The sequence below is a fragment of the Streptomyces sp. NPDC049541 genome (assembly GCF_044465725.1).
Lineage (GTDB): Bacteria > Actinomycetota > Actinomycetes > Streptomycetales > Streptomycetaceae > Streptomyces.
Genome location: NZ_JBITLY010000001.1, coordinates 454,131 through 456,527 on the forward strand (window position 1 = coordinate 454,131; position 2,397 = coordinate 456,527).

The 2,397-nt window shown below is 74.9% G+C and carries 2 protein-coding genes; one reads left to right on the forward strand and one right to left on the reverse strand.

Features of this window, described 5'->3' with window-relative positions; translation table 11 throughout:
* Positions 1-246 precede the first annotated feature (246 nt).
* Entirely contained in the window at positions 247-1,152 is a 906-nt protein-coding gene (locus ACIBW9_RS02085) for an SDR family oxidoreductase (protein ID WP_398950298.1), read from the reverse strand.
* A gap of 129 nt (positions 1,153-1,281) precedes the next feature.
* Between ACIBW9_RS02085 and ACIBW9_RS02090 the strand changes: the two genes are divergently transcribed.
* Entirely contained in the window at positions 1,282-2,169 is an 888-nt protein-coding gene (locus tag ACIBW9_RS02090; RefSeq protein ID WP_398950300.1) for a LysR family transcriptional regulator, read from the forward strand.
* Positions 2,170-2,397: the final 228 nt, after the last annotated feature.

The following is a 2,397-nucleotide window of genomic DNA, read 5'->3' on the forward strand; positions in this document are numbered from 1 at the left end:
CCCGCTCCCTCCTGCGCCCCCCCCCCCCCGCCGCCGCGCCCGCCCCCCCCCCCCCCCCCCCCCCCCCCCCCCCCCCCCCCCCCCCCCCCGCTGTGTTGTCACGGGCTCGGAGCCGTCGGATACCGCTAGGGAGCTGACGGAGGACCGGCCCCGACGGCACGTGGTGGCGGCCGTACGGAAAGGGGCCGGGGAGGGGGCGGCCGTCGGGCGGGTGCTCGAGGCGTTGCGGGAGGTGGGTGCAGGCCGTCACGCGCTGAAGTAGTGCCCCTCCTCCAGGTCCTCGATCAGGCCGGGTCCCGTCGGCTCCCAGCCGAGCCACTTGCGGGTCAGCGTGTTCGAGGCCGGTACGTCGAGGCCGACGACGTGGGCCAGCCAGCCGAAGTGGGCCGGTGCCTCCTCGGCGGTGATGCTCCTGACCGGGACGTCCAGGTGGCGGCCGATGACGGCGGCGATGTCCCGGAACGGGATGCCCTCCTCGCCCACGGCGTGCAGCCGGGTGCCCGCGGGCGCCGACTCCAGGGCCAGGCGGACCAGACGTGCCGCGTCCGTGCGGTGCACGGCGGGCCAGCGGTTGGCGCCGTCACCGACGTAGGCCGCGAAGCCCTTCTCGCGGGCGGTGCCGATCAGCATCGAGACGAAGCCCTGGTCCCCCCGGCCGTGCACGGTCGGGGAGAACCGGACGGCCGCCGACCTGACCCCGCGGTCGGCCAGCGCGACGGCCGCGTCCTCGTTGTGCGCGCGGACCGCCCCGAAGGACTCCGGCGGGGCCGTGTCCTCCTCGGTGTTGAGCCTTCCCGGCTGCAGCAGCGCCGTGCCGGAGGACATCACGAAGGGCTTGTGCGAGCCCTCCAGCGCTGCTCCGATCACCTCGATGGCCCGCAGGTCGGCCGCACACGCGGCGGCGAAGTCGAAGTCGGCCGACAAGTCGTGGATGAAGGCGAAGTGGGCGACCGCGTCGGCCGCGGCCGCCCCCTCGGCGAGACCTGCCGGGTCGGCGAGGTCCCCGCGGCGCACCTCGGCTCCGGCGGCCTTCAGGGCCTCGGCGGAGGCGTCGGAGCGGGCGAGGCCGGTGACCTCGTGCCCGGCGTCGAGGAGTTCGCGGACGACCGCGGAGCCGATGAAACCGGTCGCGCCCGTGACGAATACGCGCATGGTGCAGCCCTTCCAGGGTGGTGAGTGGATATGCCTCCATCCTCCGAAGGGGCCGGTGGCCGCGTCCAAAGCCTGTTCCGCATGGAGCAATACGGTTAGGGCATCACCGCAGGTGAGTAGAGTGGAGCCATGGCTGACCTCGACCTCCGGCTGGTCCGGTACTTCACCGCCGTGGCCGAGCACCGCCACTTCGGGCGTGCCGCCGAGGCCCTGCACATCACCCAGCCCTCCCTGAGTCGGCAGATCGCCGCTCTGGAACACCAGCTCGGCGCCCGGCTGCTGGACCGCACCCCGCGCGGCACTCGGCTCACCGAGGCCGGTGAGGTGTTCCTGCCGCGTGCGAGGGCGCTGCTGGGCGCCGCCGAGCAGGCCGCGGCGGAGGCCCGGGCCGCCGCCGAGCCCAGCCGGTTCACCGTCGGCTTCACCAGCGGCCTGATCGTCACCACGGCCGTGCGCGAGCTGCGGCGCCGGCATCCGGACGCCGACGTACGCAGCCGGCATCTGCGCTGGGACGGGGCGCGCGCCGCGCTGCTCGAACGCCGGGTGGATGCCGTGGTGACCCGGCTGCCCTTCGCCACCGACCAGTTGGAGGTGACCGTCCTCTACGACGAGCCCAGGGCCGTGGTGGTCCCCGTCGACCACCGCCTGGCCGGCAAGGAGTCCGTCACCGTCGACGACATCGCGGACGAGCCGATGCCCCGGATCACCGGCGCCGACCCCGCCTGGGCGTCCTTCTGGCGCCTGGAACCCCGCCCGGACGGCCGCCCCGCGCCCGACGGCCCCGAGATCCTGGACCTGGAGGACAAGTTCGAGGTCGTCGCCGCCGGGGAGGCCCTGGTCATCACCGCCTACCCGCCCGGCGCCCGCCTCCGCCCCGACGTCACCGCCATCCCGCTGCACGGCGTCGAGCCCAGCCAGGTCGCCCTCGCCACCCGCGCCGGTGACCGCAGCCGTCTGGTGTCCGCGTTCCGCAAGGTCGCCCGCACCCACCTCGCCCGGCCGTCCGGACCGGCGTGAGCGGTGGTCGCTGTTCCCGCTCGGGTCGGTGACGGTGGTTGTCTGGTGTCAGTGTTTCGGGGGGCGTAGTCGGCTCATCGGGCCGTCAGGGCTCTCTCGACGCGGTGTTCGTCGCCGTCCCGGGCGGACCGAGGGGGCCTCGGCCTCCGGGTCGGCGTGACCGGTGGTCCGCCCTCGCCACCCGCGCCGGTGACCGCAGCCGTCTGGTGTCCGCGTTCCGCAAGGTCG

What these genes read in the sequence shown, in the direction of transcription:
- ACIBW9_RS02085 (WP_398950298.1), bottom strand. Translation starts at nt 1,152, where the DNA reads ATGCGCGTATTCGTCACGGGCGCGACCGGTTTCATCGGCTCCGCGGTC.
- ACIBW9_RS02090 (WP_398950300.1), top strand. Translation starts at nt 1,282, where the DNA reads ATGGCTGACCTCGACCTCCGGCTGGTCCGGTACTTCACCGCCGTGGCC.